This is a genomic window from Pseudomonas sp. SDO5591_S426 (assembly GCF_054070755.1).
Map to the genome: position 1 here is coordinate 1 of NZ_JBSVXD010000344.1, position 3153 is coordinate 3153.

Sequence of the window (3153 nt, forward strand, 5' to 3'; positions counted from 1 at the left end):
GTAGGAGCTGCCGAAGGCTGCGATCTTTTGATCTTCAGGTAAAGGCGGCGAGCAGATCCTCTTCAAACGCCTTCTGCGCATCCCCCGGCACCAACGCCCGATGCCTGGCCAAATGAAACGCCACCTCGAAACTCATGCCCTCACGGCGCACCGCCCGCAGCAAACCCTTGTCTTCCCAACTGCGGGCAAAGTGACTGGGCAGGTAGCCGATGTGCTTGCCGGACAGTATGAAGGCGAGGGTGCCTTCGACCTGTTCCGCCCGCGCCGAACACAGCTTGCCCTGGAAAGGCTCATCGCTGCGCAGGAAGCGGTAAGGGTGATCGACCCGGTCGCAGGCTTGTAGCGCCTGGTCATCCGGCGCGTCATCGGTGAACAACGGATGGCCTTCGGCGCAATACAGGTGCTGGGTTTCAGTGAACAGTTCGCGGTAGTCAAAGGCGTTCTGGATCTGCGAGAAATAACCGATTGCCAGATCGAGCCGCTGTTGCAGGAGCAAGCGCTCCATCTCGCCGGGCATGGCGCTCATCAATTCGATGCGCACCGATTCATCGCGCTGGCGAAAACGCCGGATCGCCTCGGCCACCCGTTGCAACACCGATTGGTCCAGCGCTTCGGACAAACCCAGACGCACTTCGCCGATCAAGCGCCCGGCCACGCCGTTGGATTGATGACGGAACGCTTCGATGGACTCGAACAGGCTGCGAGTGGCGTTGAGCAGTTGCTCGCCCTTGGGCGTGACGTTGAAGCCACCTTTGCCGCGACTGCACAGCCGATAGCCGAGGCGGGTTTCCAGTTTGGCCATTTGCTGGCTGATGCTCGACTGGCTCAGGCCCAGTTCACCTTGCGCGGCACTGAAGCCACCGCACTCCACCACACTGACAAACAGGCGCAAGAGTTGCAGGTCCACATCGTGGAGTTGACCGAGCATCAAACATTACTCCTGAGTAATGTCAGGTTAATAAACGTGATATTTCACCAATGTATCCGACGATGCATCCTGCAACCACTTCCTCCGGTCAGGTGATCGTCATGGCTCCCGTGTTCAAGTTGTGTCTACCCGCGTTGTTCCTTGCCATGGCTGCTGCGGCACAGGCTGAGGAGAAAGTCGTCAACCTCTACAGTTGGGCCGATTACGTCGCCCCGGAAACCCTGCAACGGTTCGAGCAGGAAACCGGCATTCACGTGCGCTACGACACCTTCGATGCGCCGGAAGTGCTGGAAACCAAACTGCTGACCGGTGGCAGCGGCTATGACGTGGTGGTGCCATCGTCCAGCGTTCTGGCCCGTGGCCTGGCGGCGGGCGCGTTGAAAGTCATTGCGCACGAAGGTCTCAAGGGCTACGCCAACCTTGATCCGGACCTGCTAGAAAAACTCGCTGCCGTCGACCCCGGCAATCAATATGGCGTGCCCTACACCTGGGGCACCCTGGGGTTGGGGATGAATGTCGAGGCAGTGCAAAAACGCCTGCCGAACGTGCCGCTCAACAGTCTGGACCTGCTGTTCAAGCCGGAATACGCCAGCAAGCTCAAGGACTGCGGCATTGCGATCATCGACTCACCGCAAGAGGTGATCGGCCTGGCCTTGCACTATCTGGGCAAGGATCCCTACAGCACCAATAAGGATGATCTCGAAGCCGCGCAAGCGTTATTGCATCAATTGCAGCCTTCGGTGCTGTACGTCGCCAGCGGTCGACAGATCAACGACCTGGCCAACGGCAGCGTCTGCCTGGCCCTGGCTTACAACGGTGACGCGAGCATGGCCGCCGATCAGGCGCGCAAGGCCAACAAACCCTACGAAATTGCCTACCGGATTCCCAAGGAAGGCACGCTCGTCTGGCAGGACAACCTGGCGATCCCCAAGGATGCGCCGCACCCGGAAGCCGCGCGCGAGTTCATCGAATTCATGTTGCGCCCCGAATCCGTCGCCGCGCTGACCAATACGTTGTTCTTCGCCACCGCCAACCAGGCCGCGACGCCGCTGGTGGATGAAGCGGTGCGCACCGACCCGGACATCTACCCGCCCGCCGACGTACGTGGCCGGCTCTACGCCGACCGCAGCATGAGCCTCAAGGACATGCGCCAGCGCACCCGCGTGTGGACCACTTTCCGTAGCCGCCAATAATAAGGAGCCTTCAATGGACGTCCCAGCGCAGAACGACCAAGCCATCACCCGTGACAGCCTTTACGGAACCGCTGCCGAAAGTACCTACGCCGGTATCACCAGTTTCATGCGTCGTCGCTACAGCCGCGATTTGCGTGGCGTCGACGTAGCGGTCAGCGGCGTGCCGTTCGACACCGCCACCAGCAACCGCCCCGGCGCACGTTTCGGGCCACGCGGGATTCGCGCGGCGTCCACCGGGATTGCATGGGAGCGTCACTGGCCGTGGACCTTTGATCCGTTCGATCATCTGGCGGTGGTCGACTTCGGCGATTGCGACTTTGATTACGGTTCACCGCAGTCGACCCCGGAATCCATAGAGGCTCACGCCGAGCACATCCTCGGTGCCGGCAGCGCGATGTTGACCTTCGGCGGCGATCACTTCATTACCTATCCGTTGCTCAAGGCTCACGCCCGTAAACACGGTCCGCTGTCGCTGATCCACTTCGACGCCCACAGCGACACCTGGCCGGACGAAGAGGGCAAGCGCATCGACCACGGCACCATGTTCTGGCACGCGGCCAAGGAAGGGCTGGTCGATTCGTCGCGTTCGGTGCAGATCGGTTTGCGTACTACCAACGATGATCATCAAGGCTTTGCGGTGCTGGACGCGCGGCAGGTGCATCGGCGCGGGGTGGATGCGATTGTCGAGGCGATTCGGGCGCGGGTAGGGGATCACCCGGTGTACCTGACGTTCGATATCGACTGCCTCGACCCGGCCTTCGCACCGGGCACCGGAACCCCGGTGTGTGGCGGCTTGAGCACGGTGCAGGCACTGGAAATCCTCGGCGGTTTGCGCGGGATCAATCTGGTGGGGATGGATGTGGTGGAAGTGGCCCCGGCGTATGACAGTGCGGATATCACTTCACTGGCGGCGGCGACGCTGGCGATGGAGATGTTGTGCCTGTATGCGGCCAAGCATAAGGTCGATCGGTAACACTGAATTTGTTGTGAAACCACTGACGCCATCGCGGGCAAGCCCGCTCCCACAGGATT

At 61.1% G+C, this 3153-nt stretch carries 3 protein-coding genes; 2 read left to right on the forward strand and 1 reads right to left on the reverse strand.

Annotated elements, in window-relative coordinates:
* Positions 1-34: 34 nt before the first annotated feature.
* Entirely contained in the window at positions 35-928 is an 894-nt protein-coding gene (locus ACW9JC_RS29640) for a LysR family transcriptional regulator (protein WP_457459480.1), read from the reverse strand.
* A 101-nt stretch (positions 929-1029) separates the two neighbouring features.
* On the opposite strand from ACW9JC_RS29640, the gene ACW9JC_RS29645 reads away from it, so the two are divergent.
* Both ACW9JC_RS29645 and speB read left to right on the forward strand, forming a co-directional pair.
* Positions 1030-2121 (forward strand): polyamine ABC transporter substrate-binding protein, encoded by a 1092-nt coding sequence (locus tag ACW9JC_RS29645; RefSeq protein ID WP_457459482.1) that lies wholly within the window; start codon positions 1030-1032, stop codon positions 2119-2121.
* Between the two features lie 13 nt (positions 2122-2134).
* On the forward strand, positions 2135-3094 hold the full coding sequence (gene speB / locus ACW9JC_RS29650; RefSeq protein WP_457459484.1) for an agmatinase: 960 nt from the start codon (positions 2135-2137) through the stop codon (positions 3092-3094).
* Positions 3095-3153: the final 59 nt, after the last annotated feature.